General features: G+C 55.4%; 20 protein-coding genes and 3 tRNA genes. 5 read left to right on the forward strand and 18 right to left on the reverse strand.

From position 1 onward, the window contains the following. Positions 1–42 precede the first annotated feature (42 nt). The 5 genes from ccmE to ccmA all read right to left on the reverse strand — a co-directional run bounded on the left by ccmE (position 43) and on the right by ccmA (position 2,985). A complete protein-coding gene (gene ccmE / locus KO116_RS17645) occupies positions 43–552 on the reverse strand; it encodes a cytochrome c maturation protein CcmE (RefSeq protein WP_035564413.1) in 510 nt (169 codons plus the stop codon). Beyond that, entirely contained in the window at positions 549–740 is a 192-nt protein-coding gene (ccmD, locus tag KO116_RS17650) for a heme exporter protein CcmD (RefSeq protein WP_008957501.1), read from the reverse strand. Before ccmD ends, ccmE begins: the two co-directional genes overlap by 4 nt. Then, positions 740–1,507 (reverse strand): heme ABC transporter permease, encoded by a 768-nt coding sequence (locus KO116_RS17655; protein ID WP_008957502.1) that lies wholly within the window; start codon positions 1,505–1,507, stop codon positions 740–742. The genes ccmD and KO116_RS17655 overlap by 1 nt, the downstream gene beginning before the upstream one ends. A gap of 14 nt (positions 1,508–1,521) precedes the next feature. After that, positions 1,522–2,235 carry a heme exporter protein CcmB gene (ccmB, locus tag KO116_RS17660; RefSeq protein WP_008957503.1) on the reverse strand — a complete coding sequence of 238 codons (714 nt, stop codon included), beginning with the start codon at positions 2,233–2,235 and terminating at the stop codon, positions 1,522–1,524. A gap of 102 nt (positions 2,236–2,337) precedes the next feature. Further along, on the reverse strand, positions 2,338–2,985 hold the full coding sequence (ccmA, locus tag KO116_RS17665) for a cytochrome c biogenesis heme-transporting ATPase CcmA (RefSeq protein ID WP_035564414.1): 648 nt from the start codon (positions 2,983–2,985) through the stop codon (positions 2,338–2,340). Positions 2,986–3,181: 196 nt separating this feature from the next. Between ccmA and KO116_RS17670 the strand changes: the two genes are divergently transcribed. Further along, the gene (locus KO116_RS17670; RefSeq protein WP_035564416.1) at positions 3,182–3,586 is read left to right on the forward strand and encodes a LexA family protein; all 405 of its coding nucleotides are present in this window, start codon (positions 3,182–3,184) and stop codon (positions 3,584–3,586) included. Then, positions 3,586–4,212 (forward strand): IMPACT family protein, encoded by a 627-nt coding sequence (locus tag KO116_RS17675; protein ID WP_035564417.1) that lies wholly within the window; start codon positions 3,586–3,588, stop codon positions 4,210–4,212. Before KO116_RS17670 ends, KO116_RS17675 begins: the two co-directional genes overlap by 1 nt. Positions 4,213–4,332: 120 nt before the next feature. On the opposite strand, the gene KO116_RS17680 is transcribed toward KO116_RS17675, so the two are convergent. From KO116_RS17680 to KO116_RS17690, 3 genes are all read right to left on the reverse strand, one after another. Beyond that, a complete protein-coding gene (locus KO116_RS17680) occupies positions 4,333–5,655 on the reverse strand; it encodes a sodium ion-translocating decarboxylase subunit beta (protein WP_035564418.1) in 1,323 nt (440 codons plus the stop codon). A gap of 10 nt (positions 5,656–5,665) precedes the next feature. Next, positions 5,666–7,483 (reverse strand): sodium-extruding oxaloacetate decarboxylase subunit alpha, encoded by a 1,818-nt coding sequence (gene oadA, locus KO116_RS17685; RefSeq protein WP_035564420.1) that lies wholly within the window; start codon positions 7,481–7,483, stop codon positions 5,666–5,668. A gap of 91 nt (positions 7,484–7,574) precedes the next feature. After that, positions 7,575–7,832, reverse strand: coding sequence for an OadG family protein (locus tag KO116_RS17690; protein ID WP_035564423.1), 258 nt, complete (start codon positions 7,830–7,832; stop codon positions 7,575–7,577). A 138-nt stretch (positions 7,833–7,970) separates the two neighbouring features. On the opposite strand from KO116_RS17690, the gene KO116_RS17695 reads away from it, so the two are divergent. Further along, positions 7,971–8,966 carry a tRNA dihydrouridine synthase gene (locus tag KO116_RS17695; RefSeq protein WP_235272421.1) on the forward strand — a complete coding sequence of 332 codons (996 nt, stop codon included), beginning with the start codon at positions 7,971–7,973 and terminating at the stop codon, positions 8,964–8,966. 201 nt (positions 8,967–9,167) lie between these two features. Here the strand turns inward: KO116_RS17695 and KO116_RS17700 are convergent. The 9 genes from KO116_RS17700 to KO116_RS17740 form a co-directional block, all read right to left on the reverse strand. Then, positions 9,168–9,244 (reverse strand) — tRNA-Arg (locus tag KO116_RS17700). Between the two features lie 50 nt (positions 9,245–9,294). Next, positions 9,295–9,371, reverse strand: a tRNA-Arg gene (locus KO116_RS17705). Between the two features lie 63 nt (positions 9,372–9,434). Next, positions 9,435–9,527 (reverse strand) — tRNA-Ser (locus tag KO116_RS17710). Positions 9,528–9,643: 116 nt separating this feature from the next. Further along, positions 9,644–9,832, reverse strand: coding sequence for a carbon storage regulator CsrA (gene csrA, locus KO116_RS17715; RefSeq protein WP_007111501.1), 189 nt, complete (start codon positions 9,830–9,832; stop codon positions 9,644–9,646). Positions 9,833–10,026: 194 nt separating this feature from the next. Beyond that, on the reverse strand, positions 10,027–11,277 hold the full coding sequence (locus KO116_RS17720) for an aspartate kinase (RefSeq protein ID WP_035564424.1): 1,251 nt from the start codon (positions 11,275–11,277) through the stop codon (positions 10,027–10,029). A 96-nt stretch (positions 11,278–11,373) separates the two neighbouring features. After that, the gene (alaS, locus tag KO116_RS17725; protein WP_035564427.1) at positions 11,374–13,983 is read right to left on the reverse strand and encodes an alanine--tRNA ligase; all 2,610 of its coding nucleotides are present in this window, start codon (positions 13,981–13,983) and stop codon (positions 11,374–11,376) included. 242 nt (positions 13,984–14,225) lie between these two features. Further along, on the reverse strand, positions 14,226–14,690 hold the full coding sequence (locus KO116_RS17730; RefSeq protein WP_035564430.1) for a regulatory protein RecX: 465 nt from the start codon (positions 14,688–14,690) through the stop codon (positions 14,226–14,228). Positions 14,691–14,714: 24 nt separating this feature from the next. After that, complete coding sequence (gene recA, locus KO116_RS17735) at positions 14,715–15,788, reverse strand: recombinase RecA (protein ID WP_035564432.1); 1,074 nt, start codon at positions 15,786–15,788, stop codon at positions 14,715–14,717. A gap of 110 nt (positions 15,789–15,898) precedes the next feature. Further along, the gene (locus KO116_RS17740) at positions 15,899–16,426 is read right to left on the reverse strand and encodes a CinA family protein (protein ID WP_035564434.1); all 528 of its coding nucleotides are present in this window, start codon (positions 16,424–16,426) and stop codon (positions 15,899–15,901) included. Between the two features lie 83 nt (positions 16,427–16,509). On the opposite strand from KO116_RS17740, the gene mutS reads away from it, so the two are divergent. Continuing rightward, the gene (gene mutS, locus KO116_RS17745) at positions 16,510–19,071 is read left to right on the forward strand and encodes a DNA mismatch repair protein MutS (RefSeq protein WP_035564436.1); all 2,562 of its coding nucleotides are present in this window, start codon (positions 16,510–16,512) and stop codon (positions 19,069–19,071) included. A 166-nt stretch (positions 19,072–19,237) separates the two neighbouring features. Further along, positions 19,238–19,561: a ferredoxin FdxA gene (fdxA, locus tag KO116_RS17750; protein WP_008957517.1), complete on the forward strand. Its 324-nt coding sequence runs from the start codon at positions 19,238–19,240 to the stop codon at positions 19,559–19,561. Positions 19,562–20,067: 506 nt separating this feature from the next. On the opposite strand, the gene eno is transcribed toward fdxA, so the two are convergent. Further along, positions 20,068–21,357, reverse strand: coding sequence for a phosphopyruvate hydratase (eno, locus tag KO116_RS17755; protein WP_035564438.1), 1,290 nt, complete (start codon positions 21,355–21,357; stop codon positions 20,068–20,070). Positions 21,358–21,408 lie beyond the last annotated feature (51 nt).

Genomic DNA, 21,408 nt, shown 5'->3' on the forward strand with positions numbered 1-21,408 from the left:
GAATTAGCACTGGCGGTAGGGCAAGTCGGTGAAACGATGGGGTTAATACTCGCTTGCTTGGGGGACGCCCTCTTCATCAAGCCGCTTACCCACTTCGGCAGCCTTGGCCTGATAGTCGGCCGGCGAATAGCCCGCCTCTTCAAGTGCCTGCGCTACTTCAGGCGGCATGTAGTTCTCATCGTGACGCGCCAGCACTTTATCGGCATACAAACGGCCATCTGCTTGAAGCTCCCCGACCACCACCACACCTTGGCCTTCGCGGAATAGATCGGGAAGGATGCCGCTGTAGTAGACCTCTAGGTCATCAACGTAATCAGTCACGGTAAACGCGACGTCCAGGCTGTCGGGGTTACGGGACACCGAGCCCTCTTTCACCATGCCACCCGCGCGAATCTGGCGTTCCATGGGCGCATCGCCCTGGGCGATCTGCACCGGGCTAAAAAACAGATTAATGTTGGCACGTAGCGCATACAGCGTTAGCCCGACAGCAATCGCGGTTAACGATACCAAACCCAAAATGACGAAGAGTTTCTGTTTACGTTTAGGGGTCATTGGGCGTTCTCTCTCAAGCTATTTGCGCGCCGTGCCCGACGCTTTATGCCATTCAATAACTGACGCTGTTCAACGCGCGCATGCCAAACGGTGGCCACCAGCAGCAGTGCCGTTACTCCCCAGGCAGACCATACGTAAGGCGCATGGCCACCCATGGCGAGAAATTCGGAAAATGAGGCAAATGCCATTAGCGCGTCTCCTCTGCCTGTGCATTCACTACCTGGCCGTTAACGAGCTCCTGTACCCAGCGCTTGCTCGACTCTCGGCGTAGGATCTCGCTGCGCGTGCGCATCAGCGTCAAGGCAATAAAAAAGCTGTAGAACCCTAGCACCATAATCACCAGCGGCAGCCACATTTCGGTGGGCATCGTCGGGCGCGAGGTTAACGTAAACGAGGCTGGCTGGTGCAGGGTGTACCACCAATCCACTGAGTATTTGATGATGGGAATGTTGATGACGCCCACCATGGCCAGCACCGAGGCTGCCCGTGAGGCACTATCGCGGCTGGTAAACGCACCGCGCAGAGCAATCACGCCTAAATAGAGGAAGAGCAGAATCAGCATGGAGGTAAGCCGGGCATCCCACATCCACCAGGTACCCCAGGTCGGCACACCCCATACAGCACCGGAAAATAGCGCGACAAAGGTCATCGCAGCGCCCAGCGGTGCCATAACTGCCGCCGCCATATCGGCGACTTTAATTTTCCAGACCATAAACACCAGCCCAGACACCGCCATGGAGATAAAAATCGATTGAGCTAAAAAAGCCGCGGGCACGTGAACATAAATGATCCGGAAACTATTGCCCTGCTGATAATCCGCTGGGGCAAACGCCAGCCCCCACAGCGAGCCAGTGACCAGCAACAGCACCGCTGCGGCCCAAAACCAGGGCTGTAATTTGGCACTAATGCCATAGAACCACTTGGGTGATCCCAGCTTGTGTATAAAGGCCCACATAGCGTGTCCTGTCCTTAACCGTTAATACTGATACGCAGCGATGCGGCAATCGCCCACGGCGCTAACATAAGTGAGGCCGCCAGCAGCGCGCCTAAGATAGCCAAGTGCGCGGAGACACCGTCGCCCAAAATAGCCGCCTGGACCGCACCTGCGCCAAAAATGAGCACCGGAATATACAGCGGCAGCACGAGTAGCGAGAGCAGGACGCCGCCCCGCGCCAGGCCGACGGTTAACGCCGCACCAATGGCACCAATCAGGCTTAAACTCGCTGTTCCCAGCGCCAGCGACAGCGCCAACACCGCGTAGCTACCCGCAGGCAGTGCGAGCATAATGCCCAGCAGTGGCGCCATTAGTGCCAACGGCAGCCCGGTCAGCAGCCAATGCACGGCCACTTTCGCCACGCTTAATGCCGCCAGCGGCTGCGGAGCGAGTAACAGCTGTTCAAGGCTGCCGTCGTCGTAGTCGCTGCGAAACAGGCTATCTAGCGACAGCAGCGCGGCTAACAGTGCCGCCACCCATAGCAACCCCGGCGCAATCGTCGCCAACAGCTCCGGGTCGGGTGAAATAGCGATCGGAAACAGGGTGATCACCAGGGCAAAAAACACCAGCGGATTGAGCACTTCACCGCGACGTCTCAGCAGTAGCGTCAAATCACGCACCAACGTGGCCTTCACCGCGATCATCAGCCCGCCCTGGTGCTCAAGCAGTGGCACTGAAGGGGCATCCATGGCGGTGTCTGATCCATGTAGAGAGCTATCTGAAGAGCTGTGCAGCTCTGTTTTCTGCAACCCTGTTTTCTGCCACCCTGTTTCCTGCAATCCGGCCTCCTTTTACCCCAGCGCTATGCGTCTTAACAGCGATGACGCGGCTAACTCATGGTGGGTTGTTACTAGCACGCAGCCGCCCGCCTGAGCATGCCTAATAAGTTGCCTTTCAAGGGCTGCAACGCCGTGGCGATCAATGGCGGTGAAGGGCTCGTCTAGCACCCACAGCGCGCGGGGGGTCAGCGTCAATCGCGCCAGCGCCACACGGCGCTGCTGGCCTGCCGAGAGTTGACCGGCGGGCACATCTTCAAAGCCTGCCAGGCCAACCTGTTCAAGGGCATCCAGGCGCTGCTGCTCACCCTCTTGTGCCCCGCTGCCCTGTCCTCCACTGCTTTCGCCACTCAGCGCCTGATACCACGCTAAATTTTCTAACGGAGAGAGCCCCGACTTGATGCCCGGGGCATGTCCTAAATAGAGCAAATTAGCGAGAAAATGTTCACGGACACTCTGCATCGCAGCGCCATTCCAGAACAGCTCGCCTTCATAGTCGCGTAGCTGCCCGGAGAGAATTTTAAGCAGGCTTGTTTTACCACTGCCATTAGGCCCTTCAATTCGCACGATTTCACCGCTGCGAATATCGAGATCCAGCCCCTTAAACAGTGAGCGATCATCACGTTCGCAGGACAGCTGTCGGGCTTGTAGACACAGGCTCAAGAGTCTCTCCAGGCACATTGATTTCGCGTCGAACTCTACACGGAAAGCCCGTTTCTCGCCACTCACTCTATGCGGCGCTGGGTCGCAGCATGACCTCAATCAATATGGCGTAAGACCAATTACTGCTAGCACTGTATGCAAAAACAGTTCTATACTGAAACCACTGTATGAAAGAACATGCAATGGAGATTTCTCAATGACCATATCGATGGCAGCACCTACCGTTAAGCCTAACCACTTACACTCGGTTCCGCGTACCTATGCGCCGACGCCTAGCATTACTCGTCGCAATACTTATGCGCTTAAAGTGCGTGGTAACGCAATGCGTGATTGCAACTTGTTCGATGGCGATGTCATTATTATTCGGCGTTATCAGCATGATGCCCAAACAGAAACCGCCGTTGCCGAAATCAACCAGCAAAAAATCGCCTTGAAGCAGCTCTCAATCAGCCGCTTTGGCGTAGAGCTATGGCCTGAGGATACGTTGCAGCCAGCGCTATTTTTGCATAACCGTGATATTCAGGTGCTCGGCATGGTGATGGGTGTTGAATCTCATCCAAGGACTGGCCTGCAAAACAAGCCTACTATCACGGAGCATTAATGCGCTACCGGGTGCCGGAACTCCCCCTTTCGTCTTGGCAGACAACTGACATCGAAGTCGAAAAGAGTCACTTTATTACCTGGATCTGCCACGCCTTAGACATCGATGCATTCACTCGCATGCTGGCGACGGCTAAAGCCGAGCATCCCAATGCGAGCCATCACTGCACTGCCTATATTGCTGGCCCACCCGGCGAGCAAAATTTGATTGGCTTCTCTGATGATGGCGAACCTGGCGGCACCGCAGGTCGCCCAATGTATCAAGTTCTGCAGGGCAGCCAATTAGGTCAAATTGGTTGCGTGGTGATCCGCTATTTTGGCGGCACGAAGCTAGGCACCGGCGGTTTGGCCCGCGCTTACGCCCAGGCGGTTAGCCATGCTTTGGAGACGCTACCTACCCGGGAAGTGGTCGAGCGCGATCTTTATACCCTGCGGCTCGGCTTTGCCAGCGAAGCGATTGCCCGCGCCTGGTGCGAAGAGCAGGCTATCCCCATTGAGCAAGCGGATTACGATGGCGACGGTGTTCGTCTGACCATTGGTTGGCCAAGGGACAACCCACTTGACCTTTCCCCGCTAGAAAACCGCTTGAAGAGCGCTGTTGAGATTCTCTCTACACCAAAGGCATGATGCAGCAGGGCTACAGAGCCCCGTATGTCGTTGCAAGGAGCTTGCGACGCGGCAATCTCGTCCTGCGGTAGCACATAAAACCGAGATCGCCGCGCTTCGCTCGCAATGACAGAGGACTAGTTAACCAAGATACTTGATCATCACACCCGCAGCCACAGCAGAGCCAATAACCCCTGCCACATTGGGCCCCATGGCATGCATCAGCAGGAAGTTATGCGGGTTAGACTCCAGCCCCACCTTGTTGGCCACCCGGGCAGCCATCGGCACCGCAGAAACACCCGCGGCGCCAATTAAGGGGTTGATGGGCATTTTGCTGACTAAATTCATCAGCTTGGCCATTAACACCCCAGCGGCCGTGCCGATCCCGAAGGCGACAATCCCCAGCCCGAGAATGCCTAACGTTTCAAACGTCAGGAAGCTATCGGCCATTAACTTGGAGCCGACGGACAGCCCCAGAATAATGGTTACAATGTTGATCAGAGAATTCTGCGCAGTATCCGATAAACGTTCGACCACACCACACTCACGCATCAAGTTACCAAAGCAAAACATACCGAGTAGCGGAGCGGCATCGGGCAAAAACAGTGCGACCAGAATCAACAACATCAGCGGGAAAACCACTTTCTCCAGCTTGGAGACCGGGCGCAGTTGGGTCATCTTGATCTCACGCTCTTTCTGGGTGGTCAACAGACGCATAATCGGCGGCTGAATCAGTGGCACCAACGCCATGTAGGCGTAAGCGGCCACGGCAATCGCACCCAGCAATTCAGGCGCCAGTACGCTGGAGACGTAGATGGAGGTCGGGCCATCCGCACCGCCGATAATACCAATCGCGGCCGCCTGATTGAGAGAGAAGTCCATGACGCCCATCGAGGTCAGCGCCACGGCGCCAAACAGCGTCGCAAAAATACCAAACTGAGCGGCGGCACCTAAAAACAGCGTGCGCGGGTTCGCCAGCAGCGGGCCAAAGTCGGTCATTGCCCCAACGCCCATAAAGATAATCAGCGGGGCGATACCCGAGCCGATTGCGACTTTATAGAAGTTATAAAGCATGCCGTCGCTGTAGCCAACGCCCACGGCGATGTCTCGCGCAGCACGCAGCTGGTCGGGTGCGACGCCATCATGGGCGATCATCTGCAGCGACTCCCGCCATGCGTCTAAGTTCGCCAGTGGGTCAAGGGACGCACCCAGCGCTGCTGCCATCTGCTGTAGCACCGCCGGCTTGGCCACCTCAATCGCCTGGTCGAGCGCAGAAATGGCTAGCCCGGCTTCAGGGATATTGGCCAGAATGCCGCCAAAACCAATCGGCACCAGTAGCAACGGCTCAAACTTCTTATAAATGGCAAGGTAAAGCAGCAGAAGACCCACCATGATCATCGCCGCTTGACCGAGCTCAAGGTTATATAGCCCCGAGCCTTCCCATAACGTCACTAATTTATCCATTACTGGGCCCTTAGAGCTCGATCAACGTATCGCCTACGGCTACGCTGTCGCCCTCGCTGACGTTGACCTTAGACACTGTACCTGCGCTGCTGGCACGCACTTCGGTTTCCATTTTCATCGCTTCAAGGATGATCACCACATCGCCTTCAGCAACCCGCTCACCGGGGCGAACGTTCACCTTAAAGATATTACCCGCCAGCGGTGCATCAATGCTCTCTCCACTACCTCCACCACTGGGTGCAGGTGCTTCCTCTTTGGGTGCGGCTGCCGTTTGCTCTTGCACCTCACCCAGCTCACCGCCTTCAGAAACCTCAACCACAAAGGATTTGCCGTTAAGTTTCACGGTGTAGGTTTCCGGGCCGCTGCTGGCGGCGGGCGCTTTGCTTTCTGCCTTGGCGGGTGGCTTTTCAGCGCTTGCTTCAGCTACCTGGGGAACGGGCTCAAAGGCATCGGGATTGTCGCGGTTCTTGAGGAACTTCAAACCAATCTGCGGAAACAGCGCATAGGTCAGCACATCATCGACTTCGCGCTTACCTTCGGCCAAGCGGATACCTTCAGCGCTGGCTTTCTCCTTCAGTTCGGCGGCCAATCTATCCATTTCAGGTGAGAGATTGTCCGCCGGGCGACAGGTAATCGGTTCGCCGCCTTCCAGCACGCGTTTTTGCAATTCGGCGTTGAAGGGCGCTGGTGCAGAACCATATTCACCTTTGAGCAGCGCCTGGACCTCCTTGGAGATCGACTTATAACGCTCGCCCATCATCACGTTCATCACCGCCTGGGTGCCGACGATTTGCGAAGTGGGCGTTACCAGCGGGATAAAGCCCAGGTCTTCGCGTACGCGCGGGATCTCGCTTAGCACGTCGTCCAGCTTATCGCCCGCGCCCTGCTCTTTGAGCTGGCCTTCCATATTGGTCAGCATGCCGCCTGGCACCTGAGCAATCAGAATGCGCGAATCGATACCGCGCAGCGAGCCTTCAAAGGCGGCGTACTTCTTGCGCACCTCGCGGAAATAGCCAGCGATGTCTTCCAGCAGCTCAAGATCCAACCCGGTATCGCGGCCGGTGTCTTTGAGCATCGCTACGACAGATTCGGTCGGGCTGTGGCCGTAGGTCATCGACATGGAGGAGATTGAGGTATCAACGTTATCAATGCCCGCCTCTACCGCTTTCAAAATAGTCGAGGTAGAAAGGCCGGTCGTGGCGTGACAGTGCAGATGCACTGGAATCGACAGCTCTTTCTTGAGCCGCGTCACCAAGTCGAACGCCGTGTAGGGCGTCAGCAGCCCCGCCATATCCTTGATAGCCAATGAATCTGCGCCCAAACCGGCAATGGTTTTGGCGAGATCGACCCAGCTATCCAGGGTATGTACCGGGCTCACGGTATAAGAGATGGTACCTTGGGCATGGCCTTCTACGTTACGCACCGCCTGAATGGCACGCTCCAAATTACGCGGATCATTCATGGCGTCAAAGACCCGGAAGACATCAACACCGTTGGTTTTCGCCCGTTCGACAAATTTATCGACCACGTCATCGGCGTAGTGGCGGTAGCCCAGCAGGTTTTGACCACGTAGTAACATCGCTTGGGGCGTATTGGGCATGGCCTCTTTCAGGGCACGAATACGCTCCCACGGGTCTTCGCCCAAATAGCGGATACAGGCGTCATAGGTGGCCCCACCCCAGGTTTCCAGCGACCAATAGCCAACGCGATCCAGCTTTTCAGCGATCGGCAGCATATCGTCCAAGCGCATACGCGTGGCAAACAGTGATTGATGGGCATCGCGCAGCACGACATCGGTAATGCCTAAGGGTCGTTTTGTTTCGTTCATGGTCTTAGCTCACCGTAGAAAATTGTCAGTTTGTAGTAAAAATAACAAAAAAACAGCCTAGAGAGGGCTGAGATAGAAAAAATTGAGAAAGTTAACGACGTCGCGTTGAACGATAACGGTGCACTGCAGCACTGATCACCGCCAACATCTCGTCATTTTGACTCACGGGAGCCGGAGACGACGGCGACTTCTTACTCGCATCAACCGCGATGGGAGCAGGCTGAAAACGGTCTATCAGCTTCGACATTAGCGTAACGCTAATAACTAAAATAGTAAGAAAAACAAACACAACACCCATACCAAGCGCCATTAACGCCAACCCGTCCTGCAATAGTTCATAATCCTGCATAAGGCGCTCCTACCTCTCGAAGTAAGTTGCTAGACACGTTATTTCACCAGCGGCTGTGTAAAGCCTCTTGGCGCAGTGAGGGGAATACTCTAACCTGCCACACCCAGAATAGAATGCAATGGCGCGATAGTGGAAGTCATGGTTGTTAATTTACTACAAAACGGCAGAATTGGCCTAGCCCCGATGGAAGGCGTGATCGACGCCTTAACGCGGGACTTGCTAACACGCCACGCGGGCTTCGATTGGACGGTGACCGAATTTGTCCGCGTCGTCGATGCGCGCCTGCCGCCAAGAGTGTTTTATAAGCATTGCCCGGAGCTTATGCAACCGCCCGTGACAACCCCAAGCGGCATTCCCGTGCATTTACAGCTTTTGGGCTCGGACCCTGCTGCCCTCGCGGCCAATGCGCAGCAGGCGCTCAAGCTTGGCGCAGTCAGCGTTGACCTTAATTTCGGCTGCCCAGCCAAACTGGTTAATCGCCACGATGGCGGCGCTTCGCTGCTACGTCAGCCCGATCGCGTCTATCAAGCGGTTAAAGCCGTTCACGATGCTTTAGACGGGGAAATCCCGGTCACCGCAAAGATTCGTCTCGGTTTCGCCAATCGCCGCTTAGCGGTTGCCTGCGGCCAAGCTACCGAAGCGGGCGGTGCAGCGCAGCTAGTGGTACATGCCCGCACCCGCGATGAGGGCTACCGCCCACCGGCGCACTGGGAATGGATTGGCAAGATTCGCCGTCAGGTGGGCATACCTGTGGTCGCCAATGGCGATATCTGGACGTTAGAGGATTACTGGAAAGCTCGCACGCTTTCTGGATGCCAAGACGTGATGCTAGGGCGCAGTGCCCTCGCGGACCCTTGGCTTGCCCCACGCATTCGCCATTGGCTTCAAACCGGTGAGCGGCTGCCCGAAAGCAGCTGGGCAATGCGCGCCAATGTGCTTAAAGAGTACGCCGCCCTACAGCGCCAACAGCTGCCTGACCGCGTTGTCGTCTCTTTGGTCAAACAGTGGCTTGCCCAAATGCGCCAAGGCAGCACCGAAGCCGAGCAGAACTTTCAGCGGGTGAAGCGCATTACCGAACTGGATTTCCTGCTCGATAGCCTTGTTGTTGACGAGCAGCACGCCACCCTGGCTTAGCGCCCCTTTCCGCAACGCCTTATCAGTTTATAGCCAAAAAAAAGCGCCCTACCGCAAAGCGGGGGGCGCTACACACGATCGCAAGACCGGAGCGCGAGCTTATATACCGGTCAGGCTGGAAAATAGTCGGTCAGGTTAGAAACAAGCAGGCAGACTGGAAACAGAAAACCCGCTCTCAATATGAGAGCGGGTTTAGAAATCTGGCGCGCCCGGGAGGATTCGAACCTCCGACCCCCTGATTCGTAGTCAGGTACTCTATCCAGCTGAGCTACGGGCGCGTAATGGTGCAACTAACGTTTACTCATACTACTAAAAGCTATTTAGAAGGTGGCGCGCCCGGGAGGATTCGAACCTCCGACCCCCTGATTCGTAGTCAGGTACTCTATCCAGCTGAGCTACGGGCGCATACCTTGTGACCATGCACTTTTCAGTGCAGCACTTATTAAAAGTACTTAATGGCCATGCTATTGGCGGAGAGAGAGGGATTCGAACCCTCGATAGGGCTATAAACCCTATACTCCCTTAGCAGGGGAGCGCCTTCAGCCACTCGGCCACCTCTCCTCAACGGCACGAATATTACCGATTTGGGGATCTTGTGTCTAGTCCTCTGCCGATTTTTTTCGCGCCGACCATAGCTTACGTCTTGAACATCGAATCATCATACAAGCCCGTAAGTTTTATTCCACTTCGTTTTCACTGTTCCGTTCGCGCTGAATACGCTGGTAAATCTCTTCACGGTGAACCGCAACATCTTTGGGCGCATTAACACCAATTCGCACTTGATTGCCTTTTACACCGAGTACGGTGACGGTGATTTCATCACCGATCATCAGGGTTTCGCCAACACGGCGAGTTAGGATGAGCATGGCTGATCTCCTTTTCAGACGTTTTATTGCAACGGGATATGTCAGCCGGAGGCAACACCACGCCATTATGCGGCATAGTGATGCCTGCCACCAAAGGCACCGGCTCCATGACACCTCAACCTCCCGTTGAAAGAAAGCTCACCACCTCACGGCAGCAAGTACCCCTTCAGCGTAGAAGGTTTAAGGCGTAAATGTTATTCAGATTCGATATCTGCCTTATCTAAACCAAAAGCTTTGTGTAATGCATTGACAGCAAGTTCCATATGTTTCTCATCAATGACGACTGAGATTTTAATCTCAGAGGTCGAAACCATACGAATATTGACGTTTTCGTCGGCCAAAACGCGGAACATTTTTGATGCCACACCCGCGTGAGAACGCATACCCACACCTACCAAGGAGACCTTGGCGATGTTGTCATCACCGCGCAGCTCACCACCGCCCAGATCAGGGATCACCGTCTCTTCAAGCAGCTTTTTAGTTGCCTTGTAGTCGCCTTTGGCTACCGTAAAAGTGAAATCGGTATAGTCACCGGCCGGAGCAACATTCTGAACGATCATATCGACTTCGATATTGGCATCGGCAATCGGGCCAAGAATACGTGACGCCACACCGGGTACATCCGGTGTATTGAGTAGCGTCAGTTTGGCTTCATTCTTGGTAAAGGCGATACCGGAGATCAGTGGTTCTTCCATAGCGTCCTCGTCTTTGTCTGCTTCTGCAACAATTAGGGTACCGGGGCCGTCTTCAAAGCTCGACAGCACCCGCAGGGGCACATTGTATTTACCGGCAAACTCTACCGCGCGGATCTGCAGCACTTTAGAGCCGAGACTGGCGAGTTCCAGCATCTCTTCTACCGTAATGCTCTCTAAGCGCTGAGCCTTCGAGCATACGCGGGGGTCAGTGGTGTATACCCCATCGACATCGGTATAAATCTGACACTCATCTGCACCGAGCGCGGCGGCCAGGGCCACACCCGTGGTATCAGAACCACCGCGGCCCAAGGTGGTGATATTGCCGTCTTCATCGACCCCTTGGAAGCCCGCTACAACGACCACCTGCCCTGCTTCAAGGTCAGCTTTCAAGTCGTCGGTTTCGATACGCTGAATACGCGCCTTGGTATAAGCGCTGTCAGTATGAATACCTACCTGAGCACCAGTGTGTGAAGTGGCTGGCACGCCAATTTGCTGCAGCGCCATGGCGAGTAGTGAGATCGTCACCTGCTCGCCGGTCGACAGCAGCATATCCATCTCGCGCGGTGCGGGATCGTCATTAAGTGCCTGAGCCATATCCGTGAGGCGGTTGGTTTCGCCGCTCATAGCGGAGACCACGACGACCACCTGATGGCCTTGATCGCGGAAGCCCTTAACCTTTTCCGCTACGGCCTTGATACGCTCGACAGAGCCCACCGAAGTGCCGCCGAACTTCTGTACGTATAGTGCCATATGCCGTTTTTCCTATGCGTTCGGGAATGGAGGGTGAAATTGTAGTTAGGTTTAAATAAATAAGGCCGGTGACAATAATGCCACCGGCCTTTGGGTTTAGCTAAGTGCGTTTTCCAACCATGCCGGTACGCTCTTCAACGCACCCGGCAGGGCATCGGGCTGGCTACCTCCTGCCTGAGCCATATCCGCGCGGCCACCACCTTTACCTCCCACTTGAGAGGCAACATGGTTAACCAGCTCACCGGCTTTCACTTGGCCGGTCAAGTCTTGGGTTACCCCAGCAATCAGGCTCACTTTGCCTGCCGCCTGATCGGCAACCCCAAGGATAATAACCCCGGAACTGAGCTTGTTCTTAAGTTGGTCAAGAATGCCGCGTAAATCTTTACCAGAGACACCTTCCAACTGTGTTGCCAATAGCTTAACGCCGTTGATCTCTTGCACCTGGTTCAGCATATCGCTCCCCGCAGCGCTGGCGAGCTTGGCTTTAAGCTGCTCAAGCTCTTTTTCCAGACTGCGGTTACGCTCAACCAGTGACTCTACCCGCGCTTCTACTTGCTCAGGCTTGGTCTTCAAACGTTCGCCCAAGCGCTCAAGGCGGGCTTCCTGCTCCCGGAAGTAAGCTAGTGCGTTTTCGCCGGTAATCGCTTCGATACGCCGTACACCAGAGGCAATGCCCACTTCACTCATGACATGACAGCAGCCGATATCGCCACTGCGTGTCACGTGGGTACCACCGCACAACTCGATAGAGAAGTCGTCGGCACCAATCGTCAGTACCCGCACGTTCTCGGCGTATTTGGCCTCAAACAGCGCCGCCGCCCCTTTGGCTTTGGCTTGATCCAGGCTCATTTGCTCGATTTTAGTCGGCGCATTAGCCAGTATCTGCTCATTGACCAACCGTTCGACTTCCGCCAACTGCTCGGCAGTCATCGGCTCAAAATGGCTAAAGTCGAAGCGCAGCCGCTCAGCATTAACCAGCGAGCCTTTTTGCTGCACGTGATCGCCTAGCACCATACGCAGCGCTTTATGCAGCAAGTGAGTCGCCGAGTGGTTACGGATGGTGGCTGCACGTAGGCTGGCATCCACTTCGCCGCGTACGCTAGCACCGACACTCAGCGAACCTTCCACCATGATGCCCTGGTGTAAGTGATGGCCGCTCTGCTTTTGGGTATCCGTCACCTGGAAACGACCGCCGCCCACATACAGGTAGCCGGTATCGCCCACCTGGCCGCCGGACTCACCGTAAAATGGCGTGCGGTCTAGCACCACAACGCCCTTCTGTCCCGCTTCCAGCGCAGCCAGTGCATTGCCTTCGCTGTCAACAAGCGCGGTTACCTTGGCTTGATCCTCCAGGCGATCATAGCCAGTAAAGGCCGTCTCACCTTCCAATTCGATGGAGGCGCTGTAGTCGGCACCGAACTGGCTAGCCGCCCGGGCACGATCGCGCTGGGCCTCTAAGGCCTGCTGAAAGCCCTCCTCATCGAGTGTAACGCCGCGCTCGCGGCATACATCGGCGGTGAGATCAAACGGAAAGCCGTAAGTGTCGTAAAGCTTAAATACCGTTTCGCCCGGCAGCACTTTACCATCCAGCTCGGCCAAGGCCGCATTCAACAGCCCCATGCCGTGGTCCAGGGTGCGAGCAAACTGCTCTTCTTCTTTCAACAGCACCCGGGTGATTTGGTCATTCGCCTCGTGGAGCTCTGGATACGCATCGCCCATTTCGGCATCCAGCGCGTCCACCAACTTGTGGAAGAACGGCTCTACGGCGCCCAGCTTGTGACCATGACGGATCGCGCGGCGAATGATGCGACGCAGGACGTAGCCACGCCCTTCGTTAGAAGGCAGGACACCATCGGCAATCAGGAAAGCACAGGAGCGGATATGGTCGGCAATCACGCGCAGCGAAGGTGTGGCGGTATCAGGGTGCCCGGTCGCTTTAGCGGCCGCCTGCAGCAGGCTCTGAAACAGATCAATTTCGTAGTTGGAATGCACGCCCTGCATGACGGCAGCTACGCGCTCCAAGCCCATACCGGTATCGATAGATGGCTTGGGCAGCGGATTGAGCGTACCTTGGCTATCACGATCAAACTGCATGAACACCAGGTTCCAGATTTCGATGTAGCGGTCGCCATCTTCTTCCGGGCTACCGGGAGGGCCGCCCCATACCTCTGGACCGTGATCAAAAAAGATTTCCGAACTTGGGCCACAAGGGCCTGTGTCGCCCATTTGCCAGAAGTTATCTTCGTCTAATTTGGAAAAGCGCTCGGGGTCAATACCGATCTCGTCTTTCCAGATACGTTCAGCTTCGTCATCGCTAACATGTACCGTGACCCACAGCTTCTCTTTAGGCAGACCCAGCGTTTCGGTCAGAAATACCCAGGCAAAGCGTATGGCGTCTTGCTTGAAGTAGTCGCCAAAACTGAAGTTACCCAGCATTTCAAAAAACGTGTGGTGACGTGCGGTATAGCCGACATTGTCTAAATCATTATGCTTACCGCCTGCTCGTACGCAGCGCTGCGCAGATGTTGCACGCACGTATGAGCGTGGGTCGCGACCCAAAAATACATCTTTGAAAGGCACCATGCCGGCATTGGTAAACAGCAGCGTCGGGTCATTGCCCGGCACTAAAGAGCTGGTGGGTACAATCGTATGTCCCTGCTTTTCAAAGAAGGTAAGAAAGGCCTGTCTGATTTCTGCGCTTTTCATAGGGTATCCGTAACAAGAAAGCGTGGTGTCCCAGGGCGCTGTCGACGCTACCCTCAGGGGTCGCAAAGGGGCCATTATAGCGCAGTTGTCAAACGACTAAAGCCGCACTTAGTGGCAGAGAAGCAAACAACTCGGTAGAAAAGCGTAGGAGAGCGCTATTAGAAAGGTAAGCAGAGGCATTTTACAGGCAGCGGGAAGTATTACAGACAAGAGAAAATGTATTACAGATAGGAGAAAAACTATTACAGACAGGAGAGCGCGTAGCGGATTTGCTCAAAATCGAAGCCACGACTAGCCAGAAAGCGCTCGCGTCGAGCGCGCTCTTTAGGCGTCTCACCAGGGCTATCGTAGCGTCGCGCCAACGCTTCCCGGGCTAGCTCGAACCAGTCAACCTGCTCCCTCTCCTCCACCGCTTCAAAAGCAGTATTAAGGGTTTCCTGGTCGACGCCGCGTTGGCGAAGTTCACCTTTAATACGAATAACACCCTGACCGCGTAGAATGCGCGAGCGTATGAAACTAGCCGCAAAACGCGCATCAGACTGCAGGTCTTGCTCGGCCAGAACGTCTAAACACTCGTTGATAGCGGTATCTTCGAAGGCTTTTTTCTTCAAGCGCTGGGCTAGCTCGGCGCGAGAGTATTCGCGCCGAGCCAGTAAGCCAATCGCGATGTCACGGGGCGTGGCATCGCGCTGAGACATAAAGGCCATCAGCGGGTCTCGGTTAGAACAGACTTAGAGCAGATCGTCATCGTTGGCATCCACTTCAGCCGCTGCTTCGGCAGGGGCACCCTCCTTCTCCTTTTTAGGATCAGGCTTGGCCAAGAGCTGCTCACGAATCTGCGTTTCAATTTCGAGCATAATGTCTGGATGCTCTTCCAGATAAAGCGCGGAGTTTGCTTTACCCTGACCGATTTTCTTGCCTTTATAGCTGTACCAGGCACCGGCTTTATCGACCAGATTGCACTGCACGCCCAGGTCAATAACCTCGCCAGCATGGTAGATACCCTTGCCGTAAAGAATCTGGAATTCAGCTTGGCGGAATGGCGGTGCCACCTTGTTTTTGACTACTTTCACGCGGGTTTCGTTACCGGTGACTTCATCACCTACTTTCACCGAGCCGGTGCGGCGAATATCCAGACGTACGCTGGCGTAGAACTTAAGCGCGTTACCGCCGGTAGTGGTTTCGGGTGAACCAAACATCACGCCGATCTTCATGCGAATCTGGTTGATAAAGATCACTAGGCAGTTAGCATTTTTAATATTGCCAGTGATCTTACGCAGCGCTTGAGACATCAAACGTGCCTGTAGGCCAACATGGGTATCGCCCATTTCGCCTTCGATTTCAGCGCGCGGGGTCAACGCAGCGACAGAGTCGATAACAATCACGTCAACACCGCCGGAGCGCACCAGCATGTCGGTAATTTCTAACGCCTGCTCGCCAGTGTCCGGCTGGGAAATCAGTAGATCATCCAGGTTGACGCCTAGCTTTTCGGCATAGCTCGGATCCAGAGCGTGCTCGGCATCCACGAACGCACACACTTTGCCTTGCTTTTGCGCTTGCGCAATCACCGAAAGGGTCAGCGTTGTCTTACCCGAGGACTCCGGACCAAAAATTTCAGCCACGCGGCCAAACGGCAGCCCGCCGATGCCAAGTGCGATATCCAGACCCAACGAACCCGTGGAAACCGACGGCATGACCACACGCGGTGCGTCGCCTAGACGCATGACGGTGCCCTTGCCGAACTGACGGTCGATTTGGGTGAGTGCAGCGTTTAGCGCTTTAGTGCGGTTGTCATCCTGAGCCATTCAGAGATTCCTCATAACAAGCTGTATAATTACCCAGTAGTATGCCAAAGATTGTGCCGTAAACAAATCCTTGATCACGCTTTCTCTTAACTATTTTCCTACCCCTACTCCTACTTGCCTGCCTTCACCCGCGCATCCAGGCGTGCCACCAACCCTGCCAGCGCCTGCCGCACCGCCTGCTCGCGCACTGCTTGGCGATCCCCAGGGAAGTGAAAACACTCGGCTTGCTGCTCGGCAGTATCACCCCAGGCAAGCCAAACGGTACCCACCGGCTTTTCAGCACTACCACCATCCGGCCCGGCCACCCCACTAACGGCAACCCCCAAGCCTGCACCGCTTTCCCGGCAGGCGCCTTGCACCATCGCTTTCACTACTTCTTCGCTCACCGCCCCGTGTTCTGCCAGTATAGCGTCTGGCACGCCGAGCAGGCGGGTCTTAGCCGCGTTCGCATAGGTCACATAGCCCGTTGTAAAGTAAGCAGAGCTACCCGCCGTACTGGTAATCGCACTGGCAATACCACCGCCCGTGCAGGACTCAGCGGCGGTCACTTCAACCTTCAACTGCTGACAAAGCCGCCCTAGGCGCTGAGCTAGCAGCGTCAAATCAAGATTTTTCAGGCTAGATACGCTGGGCACTATGGTCGCTCCTTCAAGTGAGTCGTCTGTTCAGCGTAGAATACTGTGTTTAGCTTTCTCAAAGAAATTGCTCAATCAGGACGCCCATGTCACAGGCCATTCCCCCTAACACGCCAATGATCACGCAGTATTTAAAGATCAAACGCGAACACCCCGAGGTTCTGCTGTTTTACCGAATGGGGGATTTTTACGAGCTGTTTTTCGACGACGCCAAGCGCGCCGCCGCACTGCTGGACATTACACTTACCCAGCGCGGCCAGTCGGGCGGCAAACCCATCCCGATGGCAGGCGTACCTTACCATAGCGCTGAAGGCTATTTGGCGCGTCTGGTCGCCGGTGGCGAGTCAGTTGCCATTTGTGAGCAGATTGGCGACCCCGCCACCAGCAAAGGCCCCGTTGATCGCCAGGTAGTGCGTATCGTCACCCCCGGCACGCTCCACGATGAAGCGCTGCTCGATGCCCGCCGCGACAACGTATTGGTATCAGTCTCCCCCGGTAAAGATAGCTGGGGCCTTGCCTGGCTGGAACTCTCTAGCGGCCGCTTCAATGTATTGGAAGTGGAGAGCGAAGCCGAAATGCTCGCCGAGCTTACCCGCCTCTCCCCTGCTGAGTTGCTGGTGCCCGAAAGCCTGACGCTACCCGATGCGTGGACGCAAAAGCGCAGCCTGCGTCGCCAGGGCGAGTGGCTGTTTGATTTGGAGAGCGCCACCCGCAGCCTGTGCGATCAGTTTGAAGTGCAGGATTTACGCGGCTTTGGCTGCGCGCACTTAACCACCGCACTGATTGCCGCCGGAGTGCTGATCGATTACGCCCGCGACACTCAGCGCTCGCGCTTGCCCCACGTGACCGCCATCAGCGTTGAGAATCGCGACGATGCAGTGGTGATCGACGCCGCCAGCCGACGTAATCTGGAAATCGATATTAACCTGGGTGGCAATAGCGACAACACCCTGGCGAGCGTGCTCGACACCTGCACCACCGCCATGGGCTCGCGGCTACTCAAACGCTGGCTGAACCGCCCGCTGCGCCAACGAGAGATTGTCCAGAACCGCCATGCCGGCGTGGCGTTGCTAAGCCTAGATGCCGCCTACATGGCGCTGCGCGAGACGTTGAGTGATGTGGGCGATGTGGAACGCATTCTGGCCCGGGTCGCGCTGTACAGCGCCCGGCCACGGGATTTGGCGCGTCTGCGTGACGCCCTAGTCACTCTGCCTACCCTTGAACAGCAGTTGGGCGAGGTAGAGAACGGCAGCGCGCTGGATAGCCTGCGCCCGCATATCCGCCCCTACCCTGAAATGGCTGACATGCTCAGCCGCGCGCTGGTTGAGAACCCGCCGGTGGTGATCCGCGATGGCGGGGTAATCGCCAACGGCTTTGATGCCGAGCTCGACGAGCACCGAGGCATGGCCGAGAATGCGGGCGACTATCTTGTTCGGCTGGAAACCCGCGAACGCGAGCGTACCGGGCTTGCCAATCTCAAAGTCGGCTATAACCGCGTACACGGCTACTTTATCGAGCTGCCGCGCTCCCAGGCGCAGCAGGCACCCGCTGACTATATTCGCCGCCAAACGCTTAAAAACGCCGAGCGGTTTATTATCCCCGAGCTCAAAGAGTTTGAGGATAAGGCGCTGTCGGCTAAATCCCGCGCCCTGACCCGTGAAAAATGGCTTTATGACCGCCTGCTGGGTGAACTGAATAACAGTCTTCACGCGCTACAAAGCACCTCTCAAGCGTTAGCGGAGCTGGATGTGCTGTGCGCCTTTGCCGAACGCGCCGAGGCGTTAAGCTGGGTGCGCCCAACGCTGAGCGAGGCCACCGGCATTCGTATCGAGGCGGGACGGCATCCTGTGGTTGAACAGGTTAGCGAAACACCCTTTGTGCCCAATGACGTTACGCTTAACCCCGACCAGCATATGCTGATTATTACTGGCCCTAATATGGGTGGTAAATCGACCTATATGCGGCAAACAGCGTTGATTGCTCTGCTCGCCCACTGCGGCAGCTTTGTGCCCGCCGATGCCGCAGAGATCGGCCCGCTGGATCGGATATTTACCCGCATTGGCTCGTCGGATGACCTCGCGGGCGGGCGCTCCACCTTTATGGTCGAAATGACCGAAACGGCCAATATTTTGCACAATGCCACCCAGCAAAGCTTGATTTTGATGGATGAAATTGGCCGCGGCACTAGCACCTTTGACGGGTTATCGCTGGCCTGGGCGAGTGCGGAACATCTTGCCAAGGGGCGTGCACTAACGCTGTTTGCCACGCACTATTTTGAGATGACCGCCCTACCTGAACACATGGAGGGCGTGGCCAATATTCACCTAACGGCGACCGAGCATGGCGACAGCATCGTGTTCATGCACCGCATTGAAGTAGGCCCGGCTAGCCAGAGTTACGGTTTGCAGGTCGCTCAATTAGCGGGCGTACCTGGCCATGTGATTAAACGGGCCCGTGAGAAGCTGATGAGTCTAGAGCAGCGCGATGTAGATAACACAGCGCAAGCGCCGCGAACGGCTCCCCTGCAAAACGACCTGTTTGCAGCCGTGCCACACCCGGTAGTTGAAGCATTGGAAAAAGTCGATATGGATGACTTAACGCCGCGGGAAGCGCTGTCGCTGTTGTATCAGTGGCGAGACCTGATCTAATGGTAAATATAGTAGGTTATACAGAAGCCCATAAGGCGCTTGCCGCCAGGTAGGCGCACCACTAGAATGTCGCTCAAACTTTTAGCTTATAAAAAACGGCTGATTTATAACCATTCACGATTGACCATGGCCAGGAGCTACCTGGCCCTGCAAGAGGGATAGCAAGATGACGTTTGTCGTTACCGAGAACTGCATCCAGTGCAAATACACCGACTGTGTGGAAGTCTGCCCGGTCGACTGTTTCTACGAGGGACCGAACTTCCTGGTCATTCACCCTGACGAGTGTATTGACTGCGCACTGTGTGAACCAGAATGCCCCGCTGAGGCGATATTCTCAGAGGATGAGCTGCCGGATGGGCAAGAGGCGTTTATTGAGATTAACGCTGAAATGTCAGAAGTATGGCCCAATATCGCCGAAAGGAAGGATCCGCTGCCTGACGCCGAAGAGTGGGACGGCAAGCCCGGTAAGCTTGAGAAGTTAGAGCGTTAAGCGTTCCTCACGCCTGCTCTGTTTTACTTTAGAACCAGCGCTTTTTTGAAAAAGCGCTGGTTTTTTATGGCGTTACCAAGCGTTTATTGCCAAATACGAGGCAAAAAAAGGCGACCCGTAGGCCGCCCGCTCCAAGCACTTCCTCTGACCACTCCCTGTATCAACTTCCTCAGATGACTTCCCTGCCGGGGCTCACCTCACTGTATCACCCGGCGCATCCGTCCTACATCCCGTTGCATCCTGTCTGAAGCATCCTTGCCTCCCCTTGTCCTGTGTATATTGTGGCAGATCACGTAGGCTTCTCAACAATGCCAAAATGCAAAAAGGCGAGTCTTAGCGACTCGCCTTAATTCCACAATTATATTTAAAAACAAAAGCTTAAACTTGAATTAGTGGAAATTTTCGTTTTATCTTACCCCAAACCAAGCGATTCTCGTCGACATTTGTAAGACATCTCTTACAAAATCTTGAGATATTACTTACAAACCTCACTCAATATTGGCACTTTACTGACCTTTGATCGCTTTCAGGCCAGGATACGTGACATCTTCAAGCTCGGCCTCAATCACCAGCAAACGGTTGTACTTAGCAACGCGATCAGAACGGCACAGTGAACCCGTTTTAATCTGACCGGCGCAGGTACCTACCGCCAAATCGGCAATAGTGGTGTCTTCCGTTTCACCAGAGCGGTGCGAAATTACCGCTGTAAAGCCTGCATCCTGGGCCATCTTGATGGCATCCAGCGTCTCGGAGAGCGAACCGATCTGGTTGAACTTGATCAGGATAGAGTTACCGATCTGCTCATCAATACCGCGCTTAAGAATCTTGGTATTGGTCACAAACAAGTCATCACCTACCAGCTGTACTTTAGCGCCCAGCTTGTCGGTCAGCGTTTTCCAGCCTGCCCAGTCGGACTCGTCCATGCCATCTTCGATGGACACGATTGGGTAATCGGCGCACAGGCCTGCCAGGTAATCAGTAAAGCCTTGGGCGTCGTAGCTTTTACCTTCACCGGAAAGGTTATACTGACCGTCTTTGTAGAATTCTGAAGAAGCACAGTCCAGCGCAAGCGTGACGTCTTTACCCAGCTCGTAGCCAGCATCGGCAACGGCTTGCTTGATGACTGCCAGCGCATCAGCGTTAGACGACAGGTTCGGCGCAAAGCCGCCCTCGTCGCCAACGGAGGTGGAAAGGCCTTTTGCTGAAAGCACTTTTTTCAGGGCATGGAAAATTTCCGCGCCCATGCGCAGCCCTTCACGGAAGTTAGGCGCACCTACCGGCTGAACCATAAACTCTTGGATATCAACGTTATTGTCCGCGTGCTCACCACCGTTGATGATATTCATCATCGGCACCGGCATGCTGTACTGACCCGGCTGGCCGTAAAGCTCGGCAATGTGGGCATATAGCGGTACGCCTTTAGCGTTAGCAGCGGCTTTAGCCGCCGCCAGGGAAACGGCCAAAATCGCGTTCGCGCCCAAGTTCGCTTTATTCTCCGTGCCGTCCAATGCCAGCATGGCATCGTCTAAGCCGCGCTGATCACGCGCATCCATACCCAGCAACGCATCACGGATCTTGCCATTAACCGCCTCGACTGCTTTCAGCACGCCTTTGCCCAGATAGCGTGACTTGTCACCGTCGCGCAGCTCTAATGCTTCACGTGAACCGGTAGACGCACCGCTGGGCGCGCAGGCTTCACCAACAGCGCCGCTGGCAAGACGTACGTTCGCCTGTACGGTGGGGTTACCACGCGAATCCAGCACTTCCAACGCACTGATAGCAACAATTTTGGTCATGGCAGTTTCCTTAACGGTAAGTCAGATAAAATTATTAATATAACGCCCTAA

It is taken from the genome of Halomonas sp. KO116, from assembly GCF_000734975.2.
In the GTDB taxonomy this organism is placed as follows: Bacteria; Pseudomonadota; Gammaproteobacteria; order Pseudomonadales; family Halomonadaceae; genus Vreelandella; species Vreelandella glaciei.